Source organism: Dietzia sp. E1, assembly GCF_014145015.1.
Taxonomy (GTDB): domain Bacteria; phylum Actinomycetota; class Actinomycetes; order Mycobacteriales; family Mycobacteriaceae; genus Dietzia; species Dietzia cinnamea_A.
Genome location: NZ_JAALDU010000407.1, coordinates 1 through 1988, shown reverse-complemented (window position 1 = coordinate 1988; position 1988 = coordinate 1). Strand labels below are relative to the sequence as shown.

The 1988-nt window shown below is 72.2% G+C and carries 1 protein-coding gene; it reads right to left on the bottom strand.

Annotation, left to right across the window (positions count from 1 at the left end):
• Nucleotides 1–1988 (bottom strand): acyltransferase domain-containing protein (locus tag G6030_RS13070; protein ID WP_182643423.1); only part of this gene is annotated, 1988 nt, incomplete at both ends.

Genomic DNA, 1988 nt, shown 5'->3' with positions numbered 1-1988 from the left:
GGAGCCGGCCGCGCCGTCGGAGTCAGCCGCACCCGAGCCGTCGGCGGCGTCGCCGTCGCGCAGGGCCGCCACGTCCACGGCGCCCTCACCGCGGGCCTGCTGCGCGGCGATCTCCCCGACCTGCTCCGGGTTCTCCACCGCGAACCGGACCATCTCCGCGACGTCGTTCAGCGACGCGTCCCGCATGGCCTGCAACTCGAGCGGCGGGATGGAGAACTCGTGCTCGACGCGGTTCTTGATGCGCACGGCCATGAGCGAATCCAGGCCTAGATCGAGCAGTGCCAGCTCCCTCGGCAGGTCGTCGGGGCTGTACCCCATCGAGGAGCCGATGATCCGGGCGAGCCTGTCGCTGATCGACTCGCCGGACTCGGGGTTCCAGCGGGTGTCGGACTCGTCGTCGTCCTCGTCCTCGCCGACCACCGGGGCGTCGGACTCGTCCGACTCGAAGTGCGACATCTCCGGCGCCGTCGACGGATCGATCGGCGCGCCACCGCTGACCGCACCGGAGGCGACCAGCACGAACGGCGCGGACTCCTCGTCCGACCGGGCGTGGACCTGCAACGACGCCCCGCCCGGGTGCGGGGTGAGGGTCGTGGTGACCGATCCCGAGGGGGGGAGGACGCCGGGCCGGTCGACAGCGGTGAGGGTCGCGCCCTCGATCACCGCCGCGGCCGCCGCGGACATCAGCGCGTCGACACTGGGCACGACCTCGGCGCGGACCTGCCACGCGTGACGGCCGTCGGGCAGCGCGACGTACGAGCCCGGCATGCGGCCCTCGCCCGACCCGCCGCCTGCCGTGACCTTCGGCCACAGGGTGCGACGCTTCCACGCGGTGCCCGGCACAGGCGCGTACCGGTCGGGGCCGGTGACGTAGCCGTGGATCATCTCCACGACGCTGGGCATGTCGATCGTGTGCCCGTGGACGTACAGCTGCGCGATCGCGTGCAGCAGCGTGTCGGCCTCGGACTCCTTGCGCTTGAGCGCGTGGAGCAGGTTGGGCTCCATGAGACCGGCGTCAAAGCACGTCGCGGCCACCGACATCGCGGCCACCGGGTTGGGGGCCAGCTCGAGGAAGGTCACGTACCCGGCGTCGACGGCCTTGCGCACCGCGTGGGTGAACCACACGGAGTGGCGCATGCCCTTGACCCAGTACTCCTCCGCGTGGACCGGCTCGTGGCCGGCGCGGTAGAAGGTCTCGCGGTCGACGGACGAGAACAGCCCGGAGGTGAGTTCGCGCGGCTCGAGGCCGGCGATCTCCGCGGCCAGCTCGCCCAGCAGCATGTCGACGTCCGAGGTGTGCCCGGCCCCGCGGACCTGCAGCTGACGGGCGAACTTGCCCTGCTCCTCGACCCACGCGACGAAGTCGGCGACGGGCTTGGCCCGGCCGCCGACCGTGGTGTGGGTGGGCGCGGCGTAGACGGCGGGCTCGATGGAGGCGAACTGCGGGTTGTCGGCGATGATCTGCGCGATCTCATCGGCCGAGTACTCGACCAGCGCCATCGCGCCGGCCTCCTCCTCCGAGACCTGCCCCTCGGCGTCGCCCATGAGGCGCGAGCGCACGGTGATCACGCGCACCGCGTCCTCGAGGTTCAGGCCGCCGGTCGCGTAGGCGGCGGCGACCTCGCCCATCGAGTGGCCGATGACGGCCTCGGGCTTGGCGCCGAGCGCGCGCAGGGTGTCTACCAACGCCACCTGGATCGCGAAGATGCCGACCTGGGAGTTCTCGAGCTCGTAGGTCTGCGAGTCGTCGAGGATCAACTCGGCGATCCGGTAGCCGGCCTCGAAGTCGATGAGCTCGTCCACCGCGTCCAGGCACGAGGCGAACAGCGGGTTGGACAGGTAGAGCTCCTTGGCCATCTTGCGGTGCTGGGAGCCGAAGCCGGAGAACACCCACACGTCGCCCGTGCCGGCGGGGGCGTCGGCGCTGAACACGCCGGGGCCCGGGTCGCCCGCGGCGAGCGCGCGGAGCCCGGCGACGAGCTCGGCGC